This is a genomic window from Pseudonocardia sp. EV170527-09 (assembly GCF_008369905.1).
In the GTDB taxonomy this organism is placed as follows: Bacteria; Actinomycetota; Actinomycetes; order Mycobacteriales; family Pseudonocardiaceae; genus Pseudonocardia.
Genome location: NZ_VRMC01000631.1, coordinates 1 through 241 on the forward strand (window position 1 = coordinate 1; position 241 = coordinate 241).

Genomic DNA, 241 nt, shown 5'->3' on the forward strand with positions numbered 1-241 from the left:
CAGTAACGCGAGGAGAGTAATTTGATTCTCTGATGCAGCTTGTTTTTCGATAAAAAGAGCCATTTCAGAAGCTGTCATCATGATGCCATTTTCATCTAGGCTAGTAAAGTCTGTCTCTTGACCGACACAATCTAAAAATGCAATTAAGGCTGTAGCATCTGAAATCTCTGCCTCACGAATACACAACTCATACTCCATCTTGAAGCTCCTTGATGAGTTGTTCAGCCCGAGAGCCATGAGC

At 42.3% G+C, this 241-nt stretch carries 1 protein-coding gene; it reads right to left on the minus strand.

Annotation, left to right across the window (positions count from 1 at the left end):
* A partial coding sequence (locus FVA95_RS30335; RefSeq protein ID WP_205016110.1) for a hypothetical protein occupies positions 1–198 on the minus strand: 198 nt, incomplete at its 3' end.
* Between the last annotated feature and the right edge of the window lie 43 nt (positions 199–241).